Below are 20,882 nucleotides of genomic sequence, written 5' to 3'. Positions count from 1 at the left end.
AAAACCTAATAAGTTTCCTGGCTTCCTTGAGCCAATCTTTGGATTGTATTAGCAGCAAAAAGAAAATGGAAAAAATTACTTACTTATGAGCTCTCTAATCGTTTCTAATTTTGTCTTGGTGTTTTTGCTCTTCGGAGAAAGCTTTAAGGCTTCCCCGTAAGATTGGGCTGCCAATGCAAGGTATACGTCGCCGAGGTTGTTGTAAGTCGTAAAGGATTTAGCATTGTTGGATAGGGCTTGTTCCAGCAGCTCTTTGGCACGGCCTAGATTCCCTTCACCTGCATAGAGTACGGCTAAGTTGTTGTAAGGTTCGGCGATTTCCGGATATTCTCGAATCAGTTCTTCAAAAGCTTCCTTAGCTTCTTTGTTTCTCTTGAGGTCGGAAAGAATAACGCCACGGATGAATCGGAGCTGAACATTCTTAGGATTGTTTTCAATTTCTTTCTCTGCAAGAGCTAAGGCATCTGCACGTTTACCGCGATAAATTAGTTGGTTGACGTCCCTTACCGGATTAATAACTTCATTTTCTTCAGGCTGAAAAAGTTGGGCCTGCGTTGATGTCATAGGGGCGGAGCCTAGCAGCAAGGAGAAGCAAAGAAGGGAAACTAATTTCGAAATGCGCATTTCTTAACTATCCAAAGTCATTGAACAAAACTTATAATCAACAGATTGTAACCTTAGAACCGCGGGGAGCGAAGCCCCGTCATTTAGAACGGTAATAGTTAGGATGACTTATGGCCCTAAAAATTTATAACACTCTGACTCGAAAAGTTGAACCTTTCAAATCCATTGAACCGGGGAAGGCCGGAATGTATGTTTGCGGGGTCACGGTTTACGACGATTGTCACATTGGTCATGGAAGGACCTTTATCGCTTTTGATGTCGCAAGAAGATGGTTGGAAAAAAGCGGCTATGAGGTTAAATTTGTTCGAAATATTACCGACGTAGACGACAAAATCATCAAAAGATCGGCCGAAAGAGGAATTCTTCCTGAAGAGCTGAGCAAAATCTATGCAGAAAGAATGCAGGAAGATTTTGCTGAACTTGGCTGCCTTCCTCCGACTCACGAACCCCGCGCTACAGCCTACATTCCTCAAATGCTTTCTCTCATCGAGAAGTTGGAAGAAAAAGGATATGCCTATCAAGACAAAGGCGGAGACGTAGACTTTGCCGTGCGTAATTTCAAGAATTACGGAGAGCTCTCCGGCAAGAAGATTGATGAACTCCGAGCCGGAGAACGCGTTTCTATTGATGAGACAAAACGTGATCCGTTAGATTTCGTGTTATGGAAAAAAGCAAAACCGGGTGAACCGCAATGGGATAGTAAATGGGGTAAAGGAAGACCGGGTTGGCATATTGAATGTTCCGCAATGGCATGCGAACTCCTCGGAGAGACAATCGATATTCATGCTGGCGGTCCGGATTTGAAGTTTCCTCACCACGAAAACGAGATTGCTCAGAGCCAGGCAGCAACGGGCAAGAAATTCGTAAACACCTGGATGCACTCGGGGCCTCTTCGCGTCAACGGAGAGAAGATGAGCAAGTCTTTAGGAAACTTCTGGACTATCCGAGATGCATTGAAAGAAACCAACAAGCAATACGGACAAGGAAACGGAAACGAAACCTTGCGGTTCTTCTTACTGAAGTCTCAATATAGAAGTCCTATTGATTTTTCCTCTGCTCTTGTTGAAGACGCTCATACAGGCTTGACTCGTCTCTACAATGCCTTAAAAGAAGTTGCTCCTGACGAACAACCGCTGGATTGGAATGAAAAGCACGCGGCTAAATTCAAAGAGGCAATGGACGATGACTTCAATACGGCGTTGGCGGTCTCCGTGCTGTTTGAATTGGCAAATGAAGTCAATTCCACAAAGTCTCCCGAATTGGCCCGCCAGCTGAAAAAGTTAGGTGAAGTTCTGGGGCTTCTCCAGCTGAATCCTGAAAAATTTATCAAGGGAGCAGTAGAAGGAGTGGATGCTGCCTGGGTTGAGGAAATGATTCAAAAGCGTAAGGACGCTAAAAAGAACAAAGATTTCGGTACTGCAGATGCTATCCGTCAGGAATTGAAGGATAAAGGCATTGTTCTTGAAGACAAGCCGGGCGGAATTACTGAATGGAAGAAGGCCTAAACCATGGCAGATGTCTTAGCCGGAGTAACGCCGGTTCTTCCCGGTTGGTGGAAAGAAGCGTGTGAGGAGTTAAGCAAACGTGATGAAAAGATGGCAGAGTTGATTAATGTTTACTCCCATACGGCTCTGACTTCAGTTCAAGATCCTTTTGGAACTTTGATTAGATCCGTCATCGGTCAGCAAATTTCAACAAAAGCAGCTCAAACAATTTGGAGAAATTTTGCGGCGGCTTGCCCGGAGATGACTCCCCAGCGAGTCGCTAAGAAACACCGAAGAACTTTGAGAAGCTGCGGTCTGTCCGAGAGAAAAATAGATTACATCCTAGATATTTGCCGTTATTTCCTGGAAGAAAAAATCACCTTTGAGTTATTGGAGGGTATGTCCGAACAGGAAATTATTGACTGCCTAACCTCGATTAAAGGAGTGGGACGTTGGACGGCTGAGATGTTTTTAATCTTTACCTTGGGAAGGCAGAATGTGTTCCCTGTTGCTGACTTAGGCATAATTAAAGCAATAGAAAAGCTTTACTTTTCTGCTGAGGAACTTCAGGCTCTTGACGCTCAGCAAAAGCAAATAAAAATACTTAAACTTTCTGAAAACTGGGCACCATACAAAACAGCTGCTAGCTGGTTTTTGTGGAGAAGCTTAAATAATTCGCCCGTGAGATATTAAATATGGCTAAATTAACTTACCTTGAATTTGAAAAACCAGTTTCGGTTTTGGAAGATAAAATTGCGGAACTTCAAAAAGTAAGCGAAGATCCCAATTCCATCAATATCCAAAGTGAAATTGATAAGCTGGAAAGAAAAAAGACCAAGCTTCTCAAAGATATCTACAGCAAGCTCACTCCATGGAATGTTTCTTTAGTTGCGCGTCATCCGCAGAGACCGTATACGCTTGATTACATCAATACCATTTTTACCGACTTTCATGAGCTTCATGGAGATAGAAGCTATGCGGATGACCTCTCAATCGTCGGGGGTTTAGCTCGTTTTAACGGTCACAGTGTAATGGTTATCGGTCATCAGAAGGGGCGCGATACCAAGGAAAGGACTCTGAGAAATTTCGGTATGAGCCGTCCCGAAGGCTATCGCAAAGCATTGCGTTTGATGAAGCTTGCGGAAAAATTCAACATTCCTCTGTTTACTTTTGTTGATACCCCGGGAGCCTATCCCGGAATCGGTGCGGAAGAAAGAGGTCAGTCGGAAGCTATCGGACATAACTTATACGCAATGAGCCAGCTCCGAGTTCCGATTATCACCACTATCATCGGCGAAGGCGGCTCCGGAGGTGCTCTGGCGATTGCCGTTTGCGACGTTTTACAGATGCTTCAGAACAGTACGTATTCCGTGATTTCTCCCGAAGGCTGCGCTTCCATTCTTTGGAAGAGTGCGGCGAAAGCTCCGGAAGCGGCCGAGGCGTTGTGCTTAACTGCACCAAAGTTGAAAGAGCTGGGCTTAGTCGACAAAGTAATTCCTGAACCTGTAGGCGGAGCTCATCGCGATCTTGCTGCAATGTCCGCTACTTTAAAACGGAACTTAAATGAATCACTCCGAGTTCTTAAGAGAATGTCTGTGGAGGAACTTTTGGAGAATCGACATCGGAAGTTAATGAATTTCGGTAGTTTTTCTGAACAAGGATAACGAGAAAGATGAGCATACTGCCCAGTGCTGCTAAAGAGGTTAACGCTGCTATAGAAAAGCTCTATAAGGATCTCTCTGAACGCGGTGACGGCTTAGAGAGTTTCGTTAATAAGAAAGTAGATCTTGTCGTGGCAGTATCGGGAGGCTGTGATTCCGTCAGTCTCCTTAAAGCTATCGCTGGGTATGAATCACCTTTGAAGGGCCGAGTAATCTGTGTTTATGTTAATCATCATATTTCTCCCAATGCGGATAAATGGGCGGCTAAATGCAAAGCCCGAGCAAAGAAACTTAATGTTGAGTTCGTAGAAAAAGACGTTTTTATTCGCAGCAAAGAACAAGGGCTTGAGGCCGAGGCCAGAACTTTACGCTACAGGGCGCTCAATGAAGTAGCGGAGGCTGAAAACTGTTCGGCTATTGTGACGGCACACCACTTAGATGACCAAATCGAAACCTTTTTGATTCAATGGATGAGAGGTTCGGGGCTCAGCGGGTTGATCGGTATGCCTTACATCAAGGAAGGAAAAATTCCTGTCGTCCGTCCGTTTTTGAAGATTCCCAGGAAACGCCTTGAGACGTATGCAAGAAGCCAACATTTGCGCTGGGTGGAGGATGACAGCAACACTGACGAATCTTATCTTAGAAATTTTTTACGGCTCAATGTCATCCCGGAGCTTGAGCGCGCAAGGGCAGGCTTTAAATCTGCCGCCGGCCGCAGCATTGAAATTTTGGCAGAAACCTCTCAAATTCTTAATGAGGTTGATGAGAAAGCGCTTCAGAAGTGTTTAGACGAGGATGGAAATGTCCGATTAGACAGGTGGCAGAAATTTTCTCTTCCGCTGCAAGCTAGAGTATTCAGATTGTGGCTGCAGAAAAAAGAATTTCCTCCGCTTCCGCGCACTCGACTTGAGGAAATCCTCAGACAGATTAGAGAGAGCAAGAAAAAGGCAATATGTCTTCGCTCACAAGGCAAAAAGTCAATCGTTGTGAATGGAAGAACTCTTCTTATAAGAGAAGTAGCTTCTGATGAAAATCCGGATTATTCCGTTGAATTTACTTGGAACGGCGAAAAAGAGATGCGCTTCAAGGGATTAGCGGGTACTTTGCGGTTTGTTGAAAGTCCCGACGGGTTCGAGGATTGTTATCTGAAGAAAAAACCGCTTCTGTTTACTTTGGCTAAGAGATCCCGTACTCGTATCAAAATAAAAAAATTAAGACCTTCAAAGACATTAAAAGCTCTTTACCAAGAGATGAATATTTCCGAGTATGAAAGAGGGAAGGTGCCTAAGATTATTCGTGACGGTAAATTAATTTATGTGGCCGGAATCGGCGAAGAAATTCGAGAAAAACTTTATCAAGGAAACGGCAAGAAGTACTCCTTCGAATGGGTTGAGGATCATCTCCTTTAATAACAGCAACGCCTCCGAAACGGAGGCGTCGCATTAAAAGCTTGAAGAAAAGCGTTTATTTAGCCGGTGTAGTAAGGAGTGCTTCCGGATCAGAGAATTCGGAACCGCTTGCTCTCTCGAACATTTGAAGCAGCGATTGGACAGTTAAGTTTTTCTTCTTTTCACCTTCCACATCAACAACCACGCGTCCTTCATGCATCATGATTAAACGATTGCCGAAGCGCAAAGCGTCTCTCATGTTGTGAGTAATCATGAGAGTTGTAAGTTTCCCTTCTTCGACGCGTTTCTTAGTCAGCATTAAAACTTTTTCAGCAGTCTTCGGATCGAGCGCAGCAGTATGTTCATCTAGGAGCAAAATTTGCGGCTTTACCAAAGTGGCCATCAGCAAGGTAATAGCTTGTCTTTGGCCGCCGGATAAAGTACCGATGCGAGTAGTGAGACGGTTCTCTAAACCTAAATCCAGTTCTTTAAGAAGCTGAGTAAAAGTTTCTTTTCTGCTGGCGTCTGCACTCCATCGAAGAGAAAGAGGCTGACCCCGGCGGCTTGCCATAGCCAAGTTTTCCTCGACCTGCATATCTCCGGCCGTACCTTTCATGGGGTCTTGGAAGACTCTGCCGATGTAGCGGGCACGGACAAATTCCGACATCTTAGTGACGTCTACGTCATTGATCTTAATTTGCCCTTCATCCGGTGGAAATACGCCGGCAATGCAGTTCATTAAGGTAGATTTGCCCGAACCGTTAGAACCGATAACTGTAACGAAATCTCCTTCTTCTAGACGCAGATTGACGCCTTGAAGAGCTTTCTTTTCGTTAGGAGTTCCGTGGAAGAACGTTTTTCTTAAGTTAACAATCTCAAGCATCTTAGTACCTCCTTTGTTTCATGTAAGCGAATTTGCTTCTGATAAGAGGCAAAGAGAGGGCGATGGCAACCAAGATTGCGGTAAACAACTTGAGATCGTTTGGAGGCATACCCATTTCTAAGACTAAGGCGATGACGATACGATAAACGATGGAACCGAGAACCACGGAAATAAGCCAGTTCTTAAAGCTTCTTGTACCGAATAAGACCTCACCGATAATGACCGAAGCTAAACCGATAACGATGGTGCCTGTTCCCATCCCCACGTCAGCGAAGCCGTTGCTTTGGGCTACTAGTGCGCCGGCAAGAGCAACCAAACCATTACTGATGAGGAGTCCGAGGATAACCATCAGGTCAGTATTGATGCCTTGAGCACGGGCCATTTGGGGATTGCAGCCGGTAGCACGGATGGCAGTCCCTAGAACCGTTCCAAAGAACCAATACATGATGAGTCCGACGATAAGACAGGCGCAAAATCCAACAATAAATGTCGCAATGGATTGGCTTACGCCAAACGTGCTTTCTGTCAGGGTAAAGATAGTTTCATTGCGGAGCAAAGGAACATTAGCTTTTCCCATGACCATGAGATTGACGGAATATAAGCCAATCATGGTCAAGATACCGGAAAGAAGTGCCGGAATTTTGAGCTTGGTAGTTAAGATAGCTGTGACGGTACCGGCGGCACAGCCGGCAAGCACTGCAAGCAAAGTAGCCAGCCAAATAGGCTGATCACTTGCAATCAGGATAGCTGCAACGGCTGCTCCTAAGGGGAATGTTCCTTCAACCGACAAGTCTGCAATATCAAGGACTCGGAAGGTAAGGAACACTCCGAGGGCCATGATGGCCCACAGGAGACCTTGCGAAATAGTGGATACAACTAAGTCAAACATTCTTATTTTTTATTATTTAACGACTTCATGGTTAAGACCGGCAGGAATCTTGGCACCTAAGTTCTTGAGAGAAGATTCACTGATAAGAGTTTTGAATTCTTTCTGGAACTGAATTGCCATATCTTCAGGTTTGCTCTTTCCTTCGAGAATATCGGCGGCCATGTTGCCGGCAATCTTGCCTAACTCATAATAGTCAATAGCAACGGAAGCAAAGCATCCTTCTTTGGTCATGCCGCCTTCACCCGCGAATATTGGAAGTTTTGCCGTTTCAGTAATTTTCAATAGAGCCGGGACTGCAGAAGCAATCGTGTTGTCTGTCGGTATATAAATTGCATCGACCTTTCCGACAAGACTTTGGGCTGCCTGTTGAATGTCATTGACGCTGGAAACTGTAGCTTCTTTAACTTCTAAGTTCTTAGCTTTAGCAATATCTTTGAAAATCTGAACTTGTCGTTCGGAGTTAATTTCACTGGAGGAATAGATAGTTCCGACTTTCTTGGTTTCTGGATAAATCTTGAGCATTAATTCAACCAATGTGTCGATTGGGGCCATGTCGGAGGATCCCGTGACGTTAGTGCCCGGCTTATCATTTTTCTTGACAAGTTTAGCAATTTCAAAGTCGGTGACAGCTGTGGCAACGATAGGAGTAGTTTTTGTTGCATTAGCCATCGTCTGGGCTGCCGGAGTTGCAATAGCACCGATTAAGTCAACCTTGTTGCTTGTAAAACGCTGCGCAATATTTCTAAGATTAGATTGGTCGGCCTGAGCGTTTTGGAAGTCAAACTTGACGTTCTTTCCTTCTTTGAAACCTCTGGCGGTAAGCGCATCAACAAAACCTTTGTTTGCTTCGTCTAATGCTTTGTGTTCGACAAGCTGTACAACGCCGATGTTATATTGTTTTTCAGCTGCGGTATTTTGTGGTGCGGCCTTTTTGTCGTCGCAAGCTGTCAGGGTGAAAGCGGTCAAAACGGCAGCTCCCAAAAGGACTAAACGGTTTAACTTCATAATAAAACTCTTTTTATAAGTAAATAAACGTCTTTCTGATTGTATCAATGAGAAATTTTTAAGACGAAAATTGACAAACCTTTTTGAAGGAAAAACACTGAGAAGACTTGGCGTTTTTTTTCGAACATCAAAAGGCAATGAACAAAAAAAACCTTTGTGCACTGAGGACAAAGGTTTAAAAAAGGAAGGACAGGGGAGTCCTTCTAGAATAACTTATAGAATTTTGGACAAGAAACTCTTGGTTCTTTCGTTCTTTGGATTAGAGAAAAACTCTTCCGGTTCGTTCTCTTCCAAAATATAACCGCCGTCTACGAACATGACTCGGTCGGCAACTTCTTTGGCAAAGCCCATTTCGTGAGTTACTACGACCATCGTCATGCCTTCTTTGGCCAAAGCTTTCATCACATCGAGAACTTCTTTAACCATTTCCGGGTCGAGAGCACTTGTCGGTTCGTCGAACAAAAGAACCTCAGGGTTCATCGCAAGGGCACGTGCAATAGCAACACGCTGCTGCTGGCCGCCGGACAATTCGTCAGGATAAGAAGAAGCTTTGTGCTCCAAGCCGACTCTCCTTAAAAGAGCGAGAGCTTTTTCTTCAGCCTTCTGTTTAGAAATCTTTCTAACTTCAACCGGAGCAAGCATGATGTTCTGAAGAACTGTCATGTTTGGAAAAAGGTTGAAGCGCTGGAACACCATACCGACTTCTTTACGGATGGCATTAAGATTTGTTCCCTTTTCCAACTTGATGTTATCAATAACGATGTCGCCTCCGGATGGTTCTTCCAGGTAGTTGAGACATCTCAAGATTGTGCTTTTACCGCTGCCTGACGGGCCGATAATGCAGACAACTTCTTTTTCTTTAATTTCAAGATTGATATCTTTTAGGACTGACACATCTCCGAATTTTTTGGTGAGATGCTTGACGGAAATCATTGTTTTTTCAGACATGTTCGTTACCTTTTGCTTGTGTTAAAACGCTTTTCCAAAACGGCAACTAGCCTGGAAATACAGAGAGTCATAATTAAGTAGAGGATCGCAACGACCATCCAGACTTCAAATACGGCGTAAGTTCTGGAGATAATCATCTGACCTGTTCTTGTAAGCTCTTCGAAACCGATAACGGACACGAGAGAAGAATCTTTCAACATTGCAATGAATTCATTGCCAAGAGGCGGGATGATTCTCTTAAATGCCTGAGGCATAATGACAAACTTCATTGACTGGAACCAGTTAAGACCCAATGCACGGGAAGCTTCGAACTGTCCTTTGTCAATACTCTGGATGCCGCTTCGGAAGATTTCGGCAACATAGGCACCGCTATTGATGGAACAAGCTGCGACGGCCGCAAAAAATGGGTCTATTCTCATCCCTAAGATTTTTGGAAGAGCAAAGTAAACCAAGAAGATTTGGACCAACAGCGGTGTTCCGCGAATAAAGTCTACGTAGATACCTGCCAGCCATCGGATGGCTTTGAAGTTGGAAAGACGTGCAATACCAACTACCATACCGATTAACAAACCAATACCAACAGAGAGTGCTGTGATTTCAAGCGTTACAGCTGCGCCTTTTAAAAGTAAAGGAAGATTGTCGATTATGAGATCAAAGTCAAGATCAATTGACATTTATGTCGCCTCTTGTAAATGAGCTTTCCTAGAGACGGACCGTCTAGGAAAGCTTTGAGTAGTTAAATCAAAGAGATGAAGGGAAAATTATGCGCCGAACCATTTCTTATGGATTTTGTCGAATTCTCCATTTTTCTTAAGTTCAGCGATGGCATCGTTAACTTTCTTTGTCAATTCGTCATTGCCTTTCTTAAGTGCGATGCCATAGCTTTCTTCTTCCATGACGTTTCCGATCATTTTGCCTTTACCGCCTTGAACGAGGTAGTAAGCAACCACCGGATGGTCATTAATACAGGCATCAACACCCTTGTTAGACAATTCCAAGAATTGTTCATCAGAATTGTTGAATGTCACGACTTTTGCATCAGGAACCGTGGCCGCTTTGAACGCACCTGTGGTTCCCAATTGAACGCCGATTCTTTTACCTTTCAAATCATCCAAAGATTTGACTTCATTATTGTCGGGATTAACCAAAATAATGAGGCCGGAAGTGTAGTAAGGAACAGAGAAGTTAACCTGTTTCTTTCTATCTTCATTGATTGTCATACCTGCGATGGCCATATCGATATTGCCTGTTGCAATAGCCGGGATCAGGCCGTCAAATGCCAGGTTGTGCAATTCAACTTTGTAACCCATCTGCTTGCCGATAGCTCTGATGAGATCCATATCGAAACCGGTAAGCTCAGCATCTTTTCCTTGGAATTCGAACGGAGCGAATGTTGGGTTCGTTCCGACACGAAGGATTTTTTCCTGAGGCTTAGCAGCAGTTTCTTTTTTATCATCGCAGCCAGCCAGAAGGCTAGAGCTGAGCAATGCAACAAGCGGAAGTGCAAGTAAGGTTCTTTTCAGCATTTGTTTTCCTTAAATTTAAGAATTCTGTTCAGATCTTCCCTAGTCTAATAGTTGAAAGCCCTGGAAACTCGGAAGGAAGTAGCAAATACGGATAAAGCTACAAACTTAGGGTTAAATCGGAGGTGGATTGTAAATTGCCAGCATTGAGTCAAAAGAAAAAAAGAGTAACGAGACTTCACATAGACTGAGCAAAATTAGTTGCGGAGAAGAAAAGTGAAAAAGATTGCAGGGTTGTCTATTTCTTTAGCTTTTATCCTAGCCGGCTGCAGCTGGTCGACGGACCAACTCGGACCTAATACATACGAAATTTCAGGTTATTTTGATTTCACAATGAAAGGCTCGGTTGTCGTTCAAGGGCTTGAAATGCAGGCGGACGCTCAGTGCAAAACTATTGGGCCCGACTATGTCCCGGAGGTATTTTCTATAAGTTATAAAAACCGGGTATTTAATTACGATGCACAGAGAGCCTCTGCCGTCATCAAATATCACTGCGTAAAGCAAGAGAAGAAAAAGTAAGTCAAGATGGCGAACAAACCATTAAAGGCAACCAAATTGTATTAGAGGATTTCTTGCTTTTGGTATGGAAACTCCGGCTTTTTCTCATGAAAATCAGCAAAAAGTAATAAAAATTTCGAAACGGAAAACGCTTATACCTAGGGTATATCCTTATTTTTGTTAGAGGTTTTTGTTTCTGCTGTATTACCCCTTACAGAAATCAGTAGAAAAAGGTAAATTTTAACTTTTAATTCATCAAAGGAAGAAACGGAAACTCAAAAGGTTTCTAGTATTCAGAGATCAATATGCTCAACAAGACAAAACGTGATCAAATTATTTCTCTTATCAATCGAGAAGTTGTCCCGGCCTTGGGATGCACGGAACCAGTTGCCGTTGCGTTATGCGTTGCAAAGGCCCGGGAGTTGCTCGGAGAGATGCCCGAAAAAATCCGGCTATCCTTGAGCGGAAACATTATCAAAAACGCAATGGGCGTCGGAATTCCGGGTACGGGAATGATTGGTCTGCCTATCGCTGTGGCTCTGGGCGCTTTGATCGGAAAGTCAGATTTGGGTCTTGAAGTTCTCCAAGAGGTAAATGAAGAAGCCGTAGAAAAGGCAAAAGTTTTCCTGGATAAAGATTGCATCGAAATCATCCACGATGAAGAGGTTCCTTCTAATCTTTTTATCGACACCGTGGTTTCTCATGGAACTCAAACAGCACGTGCAGTTATTTCAAGAAACCATACACACTTTGTCTTTCTAGAAAAAAATGGAGAAAGACTCTATGAGGAGGAGGGATGGAACAATGCCGACGCTGAAGAAGACGAAGCTGAAGCTGAAGAAGTTCAGCTCGACATGAAGACAGTTTATGAGTTTGCCACTGAGTCTCCCATTGAAGAGATCTCTTTTATTCTCAAAGCTAGAGATATGAATAAGAAGGCGGCTGAGTTGGCCTTAGCGCATGATTATGGGCACTCGTTAGGGGCGATGATTAAAAATAGAGGGGCGAGGTATTTTGGAGACACTACCGTAGCTCATATGATTTCTTATACCTCTGCAGCTTGTGATGCGCGTATGGGCGGAGCAGCAATTGCCGTGATGTCCAATTCCGGAAGCGGAAATCAGGGCATCACCGCAACCATGCCGGTAGTTGCTTATGCTGAAGATTGCGATGCATCCGATGAACAATTGATTAGAGCGCTGACCTTAAGTCATTTGACCAGTATTTACATCAAACAGAATCTTGGTCGCCTTTCAGCCTTATGCGGCTGCGTGGTAGCTTCTACCGGAGCTTCCTCCGGAATCACTTGGCTGATGGGAGGCAAATATGAGGAGGTGTGCGCAGCAATTAAGAATATGATTGCTAACTTGGCCGGAATGTTGTGTGACGGTGCGAAACCTGCTTGTTCTCTGAAGATTTCATCCGGTGTCTCTACTGCGATGATGTCCGCGCTTCTCGCGATGAATGAACATTGCGTGACTAAGCTGGAAGGCATAGTAAGCGACGATATTGATGAAACGATTAGAAATTTAACCGCTATCGGCAAAGAATCTATGATGGAAACAGATAAACAGGTACTTCAGATCATGATTTGCAAATAAGATTCTGTTCAGCGATTGAACATTGATAAGCACGAGATGTCCTTCCAATTCAAAAGGCATCTCGTTTTTTCGTTAATCAAGACCGTAAAGAGAATTGAATTTGGATTGGACAAACTAAAAAGTTTCTGAATGATTTCGTATCGAAAAAGCCGAAAGAAATGCCAAAATCGGTGTGAAACTATTAGAATTTTAGAGAAAATCGTTTATAACTTATTGATTTTATAGAAGAAAATTGGCGGAAGAAGAGAGAATTTAAACTATAGTAAAATCAAAAAGTTAATAAATAAAATACTTTAATGTCACCAAAATGTCACCGATTTTATAAAAATTTTCGGGAATTTTTATCTTTGAAGATCTTGAGTTTCTCTAGATTTTTTGTATTCTGCGATCTCCAACTGAAGATTTTTTATATGATTCCTTATCATAAAAGACGAGAAAATAGCTTTGTTCTCTTTTTCTCTAGAGTCTATTAAAGCTTGAATGTATTGAGCTTTGTCCTCTTTTAGAATCTTTGAAGGGAACACGTGTAACTCGTTTTGAAGATGATTCATTATTAGCCGTGAAGTTCTTCCGTTTCCGTCTGCCCAAGGGTGAATAGTTAATAAATCAAAATGGGCATCAAAGGAGAATAAATATTTTTCATAGATTTCTGGGTTGCTAAACAGACTGCTTCTTCGGGCGTTTATTTCTTGGCACCACTTAGTTAATCTATCCTCGATTTTTGTGAAACTTAAATAAGAGCGTCCGCCGGTTCCGGCACTAACGTTCAGTTTTCTAAAATCTCCGGAAGACGAATCAAATGAGCCTTGGAGAGTATTATAAATACTCCCTGTATTTTTCATTACAGCAGCACTTAATTCTCTGAGCATTGGAAGAGAAAAGTTTCTTTTTTCTTTGATAAACCTATTGCTCAATGCATAAGCATTTTTCAAATCCAGATTCATCAACTGTTCCCTGAGACTTCTTTTATTAGAAGTTATTCCTTCATCAAAAAGAAGTTGATTTTCAACTTCTGTAACAGTAGATCCTTCGATAGCTGTGGAATGAGTAATGATTGAATATAAATAAAATTTTGAGTAATCCAACTGTTGAGGTATGCCTAGGCGGCAATACTCAGAAAGTGTTTTCAAGAGAGCTTCTTTCATCAACTTAATAATTAGTACTCAGATTTGATAATGATACCTTCTCTTGTCGAGAAGAAGTCCAAACTTCCTTGAATTCCTTAACGAAGAGAGAACATTGGTTCTATTTAAACATTCTCCAAAAAGAGTTTTACGTGCTTGAACACAACCGCATACTCATAGGTTGTCATAATAATTCCCCTCGCTAATGTTGCAGAGCAACGTTTTGTTCCGAACCGTTTCGTACTTATCCATAGCTTGTCTGCTTTCGAAACTTTCAGGGTCCGGAGGTGAGAGAGCCCTCTAAAACACTTGAACCCCTCGGCTTACGCTTTGGGGTTCTTTACCTTAGTGCCTAGCTGTATAACATGAGCGTAATGGCCAGAATCAATTTAATGATTTTTCTGACTATTCGCTTTATACTAGAGGCGTGAGATTTAGTTTGGAACATGGATCTCATCCTTATAAGGCGGCTCGGAATTGAAGGTTCTGAGCCGTTTTGCTTGGTTTCTGCACAGACTGGAAAGATTACCAGCAACTTTCCAATTCCTTGCTCTGCCATGTCCTTCAGAGTAGGTACGGCAATTTTAGCAAAAACGTTGTTAACCTCCTCATCTTCGTTAACGAAGAGGAGGAAATCAACGGCTTGTTCGGGAGGAACTGCACAGAGAGCTACAGGCTCGGGGCAATTAAAATTGTTTTTCGGATTAACCGGGTAGAGTCGTTTAAAACCTGCTTCTTTACACAATTTCTTCAGAGACATGCTCTGAATAATTATGCAGATTTCATGATTCTCATAAATTTTTTGAAGTTCCGACATCTTGAAGCGAGGACCGCTTAACGTGCAGTCTTCTGGCTTGAGAATGAGTTGCCACGGTTCAAAATCAGAAAAATTAACTAAACCTCTTTCTACAACCCGTCTAAGACATTCCGGTTGCTCGCTGATAAAGAAGATCTGCATTCCTTCCATAGAGAAAAAAGTAAGTTCTCTAAAAACATCTTCGTCAAAAGGAAAGGAGTCGCATAATTTGAAATATTCGGTCCAGCCCGACTTGGTCAGAGTTTCCCTGCCAATGTTGTCATCATAAAGGGTGCCGTCTAAATCAACGACCACCGCACCCAGCAAAGGTTTAGATAATTGTATTTTTTTGCTTCATCATGATAAAAACCTCTTATTGAATGTTTCAACGGAATTGTTGAAACTATCTTTATTTTGAAAGAGTGAAGATCTTGAACTTGCGGGAAAGTCCCTTAAAAATGAGTTCTTTCAATGTATGGAGCGCAGGATTGTTAATGTTCTTCGAAAATTGAGGTCTTAGAAGGAAGATTTTCAGGTCGGCAGATGAATTAACGCTATTGCGGAATTAGTTAAAAACTTCCGCATGCGGAAGTTTGACTTCCTGAATAACTTATGAAGAGAAGAACTTTGATTCTTTTTAAGTACACTTCATTTAGAAAAATATCACCGGGAGAATTCTTCTATTTAGAGTCTATAATCGATAAAAATGGAAAAATTCTGATTAACTTAAAGAGTCTAAATAGAAAAACAAGCCTCTTTACCGGCGGATATATAGGAATGCAAAAAGAACTTAACGGTATGTTTTGGAGTACAGGCTCATTTGATCTAGATCTGCCGTACATTGGAGATACAAAAAAGGCTTGTGCAATATTCAAGAAGAATCTGGTTGAAATTACTTGGAATTGCATGAGAAGTCTTGAAAACAACCCAACGACTCTACCACAGACAGCTACAATTCTCGAAGGCCAATCTGTTGGAGGTATAAGTATTTTTGACTTAATGCAAGTGAAAAATTATGGAGACGGCTGTAAAAATTTAATTTGGCAACTGTTTAACGATGAATTTTCTTTAAGTATTAAATCTGCTTGTCTCATACATTCTTTTGTTGCGAAGGAAGATGCGCTTGAATGGGGAGTGATCAGAAATAAAGCAGTATCTCTCCATAACATTAAATATGTACCGCCGACAGAAAATCTATCCCAGATTTTAGAGGGAGGGTTTAATTATCTGACGAAGGAAATTAAATCTCCTGCGGAAAGAGCTATTGCAACTTTTTTGTTCATGGCAAGAACTCAACCCTTCTACGATGCCAATAAAAGAACTGCCTCTTTGATGATGAACGGCTGCTTAATGAAAGATGGTTATTTTCCCATAACCGTCTTAAATCGTGAAGCCGAACTATTTCATAAAGAACTTGGAAAATTCTATGAAACTGGTGATGCTAACGGTATGTTTAAGTTCTTTGAAAATAACTTGAAAGAACTCTATACGCCTCAACAAAGAAAAGATTTCCCTAGACCATCAATCGAACTAGAAAGGTAAAGCTTTGGCAAATTTGGGTTACATCCGGGTAAGTTCAGTTGATCAAAATACTGCCCGGCAATTGGATGGAATCGCCTTAGATCAGACCTTCATTGATAAGGCGTCCGGAAAGAATACTGATCGGCCTCAACTGCATTGTCTTCTAGAAAAAGTTTCTGCCGGTGATGTTGTTTATGTCCATAGCATGGACCGACTTGCACGCAACTTACAGGATCTTCTTACTCTGGTTGAAACTTTTAATAAAAGAGGAGTGACCGTAAAGTTTAAGAAAGAGTCTATTGAATTTAGCCCAGACAAGGAAAAGAATCCTATATCGGTGCTGCTGCTTCATCTGCTGGGAGCCGTTGCGCAATTTGAACGTTCTCTGATTCTCGAAAGACAAAAAGAGGGAATTGCAAAAGCAAAGGAAAGAGGAGCTTTCAAAGGACGAAAACCTATAGATTCGGAAATTTTGAAAAGCGCAAAGGTTCTGGTTGAGAACGGGCTGCCTATGGGAAAAGTAGCAAAGCAGCTGGGAGTTGCTCAAAGTACTTTGTATAAGTACGCAAAGAAAAAGCCGTCCGGCTATGAGTGGAAGATTTAAAAAAACTGGAAATAATTATGGCAAAAAGTGTAGAAGAACAAGTAGAAGATATCTTCAAGGGAGAATTAAAAAAATTAAAGGTTAAGTACTTTACTAAGACTGAACCCATTAACCCTTCTATTGATAATGCATTAAAAAAAGGCCCATCAAAGGCTAATAAAGACGGAGGAAACTTTCCAGATATCAAGGTTTTCCTGGAGACACAAAATCAAAGACGCATCCCTGTGATGATTGAGGTTAAGGGTTTAAAAAACAAGCTTATCAAACTTGATAAATCTAAAAATATTGATCAGTCTACTGCGGCGGTAACTGGCTATGCAGTCAACGGAGCTGTGCATTACGCTAAGGTGGTTCTTCAGCACTCTGATTACGAAGAGGTAATTGCAGTTGGATTGAACGGGTATAAAAAACCGGACGGTTCTCTAGAAACAGAGTTTCAAGCCTTTTATCTCTCTCGCAATAATGAGTTGTATCCAAAATTATTGGATGATGTAACGGATTTTTCTTTGTTTAAGGAAACCAATTTGGAGCACCTTGTTGATCTGTTGGATAAGGTGAATTTATCGGAAGAAGAGTTAGAAAAATTAAAAAAAGAAGCCGAGTCGAGTTTAGAGAAAAGTATTCAAAAAATTCACCAGAGCCTTTATGACGATGTAATTCTTAAACCTCTTCTAAATACCGATCAAAAACTTTATCTGTTCTGCGGTTTGATTATGGCTGCTCTCCCTATTAAGGACGTGGCGAACTTAACTCCTGCCGATTTGAAGGGAAATAAATCGGCAAGAAATAACGACGGACTGACCCTGTACACCCGCATAGAAGAGTTTTTGAAAGATAGAGGAACGTCCGACGAAAAACGACAAATTATTCTCAACTTACTTGGTAATATATTTAATAATTCGACTTTGTATAGTCCAACAAATGGGGAAAGTAAGCTAAGGAACCTCTATACCCAGGTTTTAAACGATATAATACCCCATTTTAATTCAAATCTACATTTAGATTTTACCGGGAAAATTTTTAACAAACTCAGCGAATGGGCAAATATCAGTACTGATTTGGTAAATGATGTTGTGCTTACTCCAAGGTATGTAACCAACTTAATGGCCCAGCTAGCACAAACTAGTAAAGATTCTTATGTGCTCGATAGTGCAATGGGCTCAGCCGGTTTCTTAGTTTCTGCCCTGGAAATAATGCTTCAAGATGCTAAAGACTCGATTTCAGATCAAGAAGCTTTGCAAGAGAAGATAAAGAAAATTAAATCTGAGCAAATTTGTGGTGTTGAAATTCTGGATACCATTTTCATGCTTGCTGTGATGAATATGGTGTTGGTTGGGGACGGATCTTCAAACTTACAGCATTCCGACAGTCTAAGGAATCCTATTAGTTTCCCTGCAACTGTCTTCCTTCTTAATCCTCCGTATTCAGCAGACGGAAAAGGATTTAACTTTGTAGAACAAGCTCTTTCGAAAATGCAAAAAGGGTTCGCTTGTGTTTTGATTCAAGAAAGTGCAGGCGCAGGAAACGGGGGGGTATCCAAAAAAGATATTAAAGAAAAGTTCTCTGGTTGCAAGTATCAAGATGCCTGTAGATTTATTTTCCGGGAAAGCTTCAGTGCAGACAGCTATTTATCTCTTTGAAGCCGGCAAACCTCACAATCAAGACAATTTGGTGACCTTTGTTGATTTTTCCGAAGACGGGTACACTCGAATGAACAGAAGAAAGTCCGGGCAAGATGTGAACTTGAGAGATACAGATGATGCCAAAGGGCGGTATGCCGAGCTGGTTGCTCGAATCTTAAACAAAAAAACTTCTACGGCCTACTTCACCGAGGCCAATGGCAAACTCATCAGAGACACTATTTCCTTAACGGGTAAGGACTGGACTTTTTCCCAGCATGCCAAGCCGGATACTGAGCCCACGCTGGAAGACTTTCGGAAGACTGTCAAAAATTACTTATCTTGGAAGTTGTCGGAAATTATTCAAAAAGAGAGTAACTCTTTGGGAAAAGAAGTTGAAATATTGAATAAACCGTGTAGCTGGAGGGATTTCCCACTTACTTCTTTATTTGAAATTGCCAACACAGAAAGTATTCTCAAGTCCCAAATTCTTCCCTCTGAGATAGGAATTCCATACCTAACGGCCAAGGAAGGAGACAACTCAATCGCATCCTATGCTGTTGAGGACAACAATCTGAGAAAAGACAAAGGCCATTGTGTTTTCATTGGCGGCAAAACGTTAGTCGTATCCTTTCAGGAGAGTGATTTTTACTCTAATGACAGTCATAATCTTACTTTGCATCTCAAGGAGCGGAAAGATTCTCTTAAAGAAGATTTAGGTCTTTTTTTAGCTGGTGCTGTTTATAAAAGTCTTAAACCTAAATATTCATGGGGAAATTCAATTTCTTTTAAAAAGATTCAAAAAGACACGGTTTCTTTGCCCGTAAAGGACAATGGCTCTCCGGATTGGGACTACATGGAGGCTTTTATTAGAGCGATAAAAGAACTGATTGTTACAGAGGTTGTTAAAACATTGAACAAAGTAAGCAAGCCATTAAATAGATAAGGGCCTGCGTCGGCTCAAAATGTCGAAGTTGGATTAGAGAAAGAGGAAAAGGTTATGGATGAAGTAACTAAAAAAGCTGTTGATATTCAAAACCGAATACTAGATAACATCATGGAGGTGCAATTTGAGAAGACGTTGGAAGAATTGACTTCGGATGGCTCATTTGAAAAAATGATTAGGGAGAAACATTTTGCAAAAGGAATCCCTATTACTTATCAAGATTCAAAAGATCCTAATAAAGTAATAACCGAGTACCCTAATGGGGAAAAAGTGGTTAAATATGTCTGACTTGCCCAAGCCTCAACTTGTTTTCTTTGCCGGCGTAAATGGAGCTGGAAAATCTACTATCTACGAGGTTGCTAAAAGGAAGATTCCAGCTCTGGCCTATATGCAGTACATTAATCCTGATCTCTTAACCGAGAAAAATCACGGCAACTTCTTTGCTGGAGCAAAAGAGGCTCTTGCAAAACGAAGGAAACTGGTTTCGTTAAATATACCTTTTGTATTTGAAAGTACTTTTTCAGGTAAGTCAGAATTTCGATTATTGGAAGAGGATAAAAACCGAGGCTATAAGATCAACGGAGTTCTAGTTGGTGTAAGCGATTCTAGTATCAATGTTCAAAGAATCCTACAGAGAGTTTCTTTGGGTGGTCATTTTGTACCTCCGACAGATGTTGAAAGAAGAGTATCAAGACTTGCTGCTAACTACATAAAGATCGTTAATTTGTGCGATAGGCTCTATGTAGTGGATAACAGCAGAGGAAAACCATTTCTTTCTCTACTTGTAAAAAAACAAAAACTCATACGTGGGAGAATTAACCAAAAGTGGATACAAGAGTTCATAGATGTGACAAAAATAAAAAAAGAGGAGCTAGAAAGATAAAAGTTTCAGAAAGTAAGTTCTTTACACACCTTGCGGCGGCTTTGTTCGTTGCGGTAGTCATAGCGAGCGGTGGTAGCTACTGAAGAGTGGCCCATCGCTTTCTGCAATATAAAGAGGTCGCTGCCGGCCTCCAGCATCCGAGTTGCAAAAGTACGGCGTAAATCATGCGGGCGGATTTTCCCCAAGTCGGCAAAATCTGCTTGATTCATCAACAACCGGTAAATTGAAGTAGAAGTGAGCTCCTTGTCCAGTTTTAATTTGTCTGTGTTTTTCCCTTGACAAATAGGAGGGAAAAAAGTTCCGGCTCCCAGTCCTCTTTTTATAAGCCACTCATCAATGTACTTATCTAAATTCTTTGGTAGATAAACCCGCCTCTCTTTGTTTCCTTTGCCGATAAAAGAAAAACTTCTATCAATACAATTCCAGTTCGCAAGTTTCAAGGAGACGACTTCGGCTCTGCGCAGCCCGCAACCCATCATTACGGCAAAAATGGCTCGGTCACGGAAGCCTTTTGTGGTGCCGTTGAAACAAGACTCTAAGAGTCTTCTTCCTTCTTCCAAGTCTAAACTGCGGCCCTTGGGAAGTCTTTCAAATTTCAAACTTTTCAGACTACTGATTTTCAGATAAGCCGACTGCGGAAGCAAATCATTAGACCATGCCTCCTTAGCAACTCCTTTAAACACAGTTAAGTAAAGATTTTTAGTTGAAGGTGAGCTCCCTTTCTCTTCAAGAGCACCCAAAACACCTTCTTAATTTAGACCATTCAACTCTGTCAGAGGAAGTGTGTCCCAAGATTTTTGCAATGTTCCGGACGCAATTTTCTACGGTTGTCTGAGAACGCTTCGATCCCAAAGTTCTTACATATGAATCGGCCGGATTAAATAA

22 protein-coding genes are annotated in these 20,882 nt (G+C 41.7%); 12 read left to right on the top strand and 10 right to left on the bottom strand.

Annotated elements, in window-relative coordinates:
- Window positions 1–75: 75 nt before the first annotated feature.
- Window positions 76–624 carry a tetratricopeptide repeat protein gene (locus ADH67_RS06560; RefSeq protein WP_066593313.1) on the bottom strand — a complete coding sequence of 183 codons (549 nt, stop codon included), beginning with the start codon at window positions 622–624 and terminating at the stop codon, window positions 76–78.
- Between the two features lie 110 nt (window positions 625–734).
- On the opposite strand from ADH67_RS06560, the gene cysS reads away from it, so the two are divergent.
- Genes cysS through tilS form a run of 4 tightly spaced genes read left to right on the top strand, consistent with a single transcriptional unit; the run spans window position 735 to window position 5,178 of the window.
- Entirely contained in the window at window positions 735–2,129 is a 1,395-nt protein-coding gene (gene cysS, locus ADH67_RS06555) for a cysteine--tRNA ligase (RefSeq protein WP_066593310.1), read from the top strand.
- A gap of 3 nt (window positions 2,130–2,132) precedes the next feature.
- On the top strand, window positions 2,133–2,801 hold the full coding sequence (locus tag ADH67_RS06550) for a DNA-3-methyladenine glycosylase family protein (RefSeq protein WP_066593308.1): 669 nt from the start codon (window positions 2,133–2,135) through the stop codon (window positions 2,799–2,801).
- A gap of 2 nt (window positions 2,802–2,803) precedes the next feature.
- Window positions 2,804–3,772, top strand: coding sequence for an acetyl-CoA carboxylase carboxyltransferase subunit alpha (locus tag ADH67_RS06545; RefSeq protein ID WP_066593299.1), 969 nt, complete (start codon window positions 2,804–2,806; stop codon window positions 3,770–3,772).
- Between the two features lie 8 nt (window positions 3,773–3,780).
- A complete protein-coding gene (gene tilS / locus ADH67_RS06540; RefSeq protein ID WP_066593298.1) occupies window positions 3,781–5,178 on the top strand; it encodes a tRNA lysidine(34) synthetase TilS in 1,398 nt (465 codons plus the stop codon).
- Window positions 5,179–5,233: 55 nt separating this feature from the next.
- On the opposite strand, the gene ADH67_RS06535 is transcribed toward tilS, so the two are convergent.
- From ADH67_RS06535 to ADH67_RS06510, 6 genes are all read right to left on the bottom strand, one after another.
- Window positions 5,234–6,040: an ABC transporter ATP-binding protein gene (locus ADH67_RS06535; protein ID WP_066593297.1), complete on the bottom strand. Its 807-nt coding sequence runs from the start codon at window positions 6,038–6,040 to the stop codon at window positions 5,234–5,236.
- A gap of 1 nt (window position 6,041) precedes the next feature.
- On the bottom strand, window positions 6,042–6,929 hold the full coding sequence (locus tag ADH67_RS06530) for an ABC transporter permease (RefSeq protein WP_066593296.1): 888 nt from the start codon (window positions 6,927–6,929) through the stop codon (window positions 6,042–6,044).
- Between the two features lie 12 nt (window positions 6,930–6,941).
- Window positions 6,942–7,934 (bottom strand): ABC transporter substrate-binding protein, encoded by a 993-nt coding sequence (locus ADH67_RS06525; protein ID WP_066593287.1) that lies wholly within the window; start codon window positions 7,932–7,934, stop codon window positions 6,942–6,944.
- Window positions 7,935–8,147: 213 nt separating this feature from the next.
- Window positions 8,148–8,867, bottom strand: a complete 720-nt coding sequence (locus ADH67_RS06520; RefSeq protein WP_066595792.1) for an amino acid ABC transporter ATP-binding protein — start codon at window positions 8,865–8,867, stop codon at window positions 8,148–8,150.
- Between the two features lie 20 nt (window positions 8,868–8,887).
- Window positions 8,888–9,556 (bottom strand): amino acid ABC transporter permease, encoded by a 669-nt coding sequence (locus ADH67_RS06515; RefSeq protein ID WP_084081492.1) that lies wholly within the window; start codon window positions 9,554–9,556, stop codon window positions 8,888–8,890.
- 87 nt (window positions 9,557–9,643) lie between these two features.
- Entirely contained in the window at window positions 9,644–10,408 is a 765-nt protein-coding gene (locus ADH67_RS06510; RefSeq protein ID WP_066593285.1) for a basic amino acid ABC transporter substrate-binding protein, read from the bottom strand.
- 213 nt (window positions 10,409–10,621) lie between these two features.
- On the opposite strand from ADH67_RS06510, the gene ADH67_RS06505 reads away from it, so the two are divergent.
- Together ADH67_RS06505 and ADH67_RS06500 are read left to right on the top strand one after the other, a co-directional pair.
- Complete coding sequence (locus tag ADH67_RS06505; protein ID WP_089275726.1) at window positions 10,622–10,924, top strand: hypothetical protein; 303 nt, start codon at window positions 10,622–10,624, stop codon at window positions 10,922–10,924.
- A gap of 284 nt (window positions 10,925–11,208) precedes the next feature.
- Window positions 11,209–12,504, top strand: a complete 1,296-nt coding sequence (locus tag ADH67_RS06500; RefSeq protein ID WP_066593281.1) for an L-cysteine desulfidase family protein — start codon at window positions 11,209–11,211, stop codon at window positions 12,502–12,504.
- 341 nt (window positions 12,505–12,845) lie between these two features.
- Here ADH67_RS06500 and ADH67_RS06495 read toward each other — a convergent pair whose 3' ends face one another.
- Together ADH67_RS06495 and ADH67_RS06490 are read right to left on the bottom strand one after the other, a co-directional pair.
- Entirely contained in the window at window positions 12,846–13,634 is a 789-nt protein-coding gene (locus tag ADH67_RS06495) for a Fic family protein (RefSeq protein ID WP_236578524.1), read from the bottom strand.
- A 346-nt stretch (window positions 13,635–13,980) separates the two neighbouring features.
- On the bottom strand, window positions 13,981–14,739 hold the full coding sequence (locus tag ADH67_RS06490; RefSeq protein ID WP_066593278.1) for a hypothetical protein: 759 nt from the start codon (window positions 14,737–14,739) through the stop codon (window positions 13,981–13,983).
- Between the two features lie 297 nt (window positions 14,740–15,036).
- Between ADH67_RS06490 and ADH67_RS06485 the strand changes: the two genes are divergently transcribed.
- The 6 genes from ADH67_RS06485 to ADH67_RS06465 are packed head-to-tail and all read left to right on the top strand — an operon-like array spanning window position 15,037 to window position 19,997.
- Window positions 15,037–15,966 (top strand): Fic family protein, encoded by a 930-nt coding sequence (locus tag ADH67_RS06485; protein ID WP_066593277.1) that lies wholly within the window; start codon window positions 15,037–15,039, stop codon window positions 15,964–15,966.
- 4 nt (window positions 15,967–15,970) lie between these two features.
- Window positions 15,971–16,549 (top strand): recombinase family protein, encoded by a 579-nt coding sequence (locus ADH67_RS06480; RefSeq protein ID WP_066593276.1) that lies wholly within the window; start codon window positions 15,971–15,973, stop codon window positions 16,547–16,549.
- A gap of 17 nt (window positions 16,550–16,566) precedes the next feature.
- Entirely contained in the window at window positions 16,567–18,189 is a 1,623-nt protein-coding gene (locus tag ADH67_RS06475; RefSeq protein WP_066593275.1) for an N-6 DNA methylase, read from the top strand.
- Window positions 18,164–19,114 carry a restriction endonuclease subunit S gene (locus ADH67_RS13335; protein WP_201415722.1) on the top strand — a complete coding sequence of 317 codons (951 nt, stop codon included), beginning with the start codon at window positions 18,164–18,166 and terminating at the stop codon, window positions 19,112–19,114. Before ADH67_RS06475 ends, ADH67_RS13335 begins: the two co-directional genes overlap by 26 nt.
- A gap of 54 nt (window positions 19,115–19,168) precedes the next feature.
- A complete protein-coding gene (locus ADH67_RS06470; protein ID WP_066593271.1) occupies window positions 19,169–19,402 on the top strand; it encodes a hypothetical protein in 234 nt (77 codons plus the stop codon).
- Window positions 19,374–19,997: an ATPase gene (locus ADH67_RS06465; RefSeq protein ID WP_089275724.1), complete on the top strand. Its 624-nt coding sequence runs from the start codon at window positions 19,374–19,376 to the stop codon at window positions 19,995–19,997. Before ADH67_RS06470 ends, ADH67_RS06465 begins: the two co-directional genes overlap by 29 nt.
- A gap of 5 nt (window positions 19,998–20,002) precedes the next feature.
- Here the strand turns inward: ADH67_RS06465 and ADH67_RS06460 are convergent, their stop codons facing one another.
- Entirely contained in the window at window positions 20,003–20,737 is a 735-nt protein-coding gene (locus tag ADH67_RS06460) for a tyrosine-type recombinase/integrase (RefSeq protein ID WP_066593264.1), read from the bottom strand.
- Between the last annotated feature and the right edge of the window lie 145 nt (window positions 20,738–20,882).

Origin of the sequence: Turicimonas muris, from assembly GCF_002221595.1 — a bacterium.
Taxonomy (GTDB): Bacteria; Pseudomonadota; Gammaproteobacteria; order Burkholderiales; family Burkholderiaceae_F; genus Turicimonas; species Turicimonas muris.
This window is presented reverse-complemented; position numbering and strand designations above follow the sequence as displayed.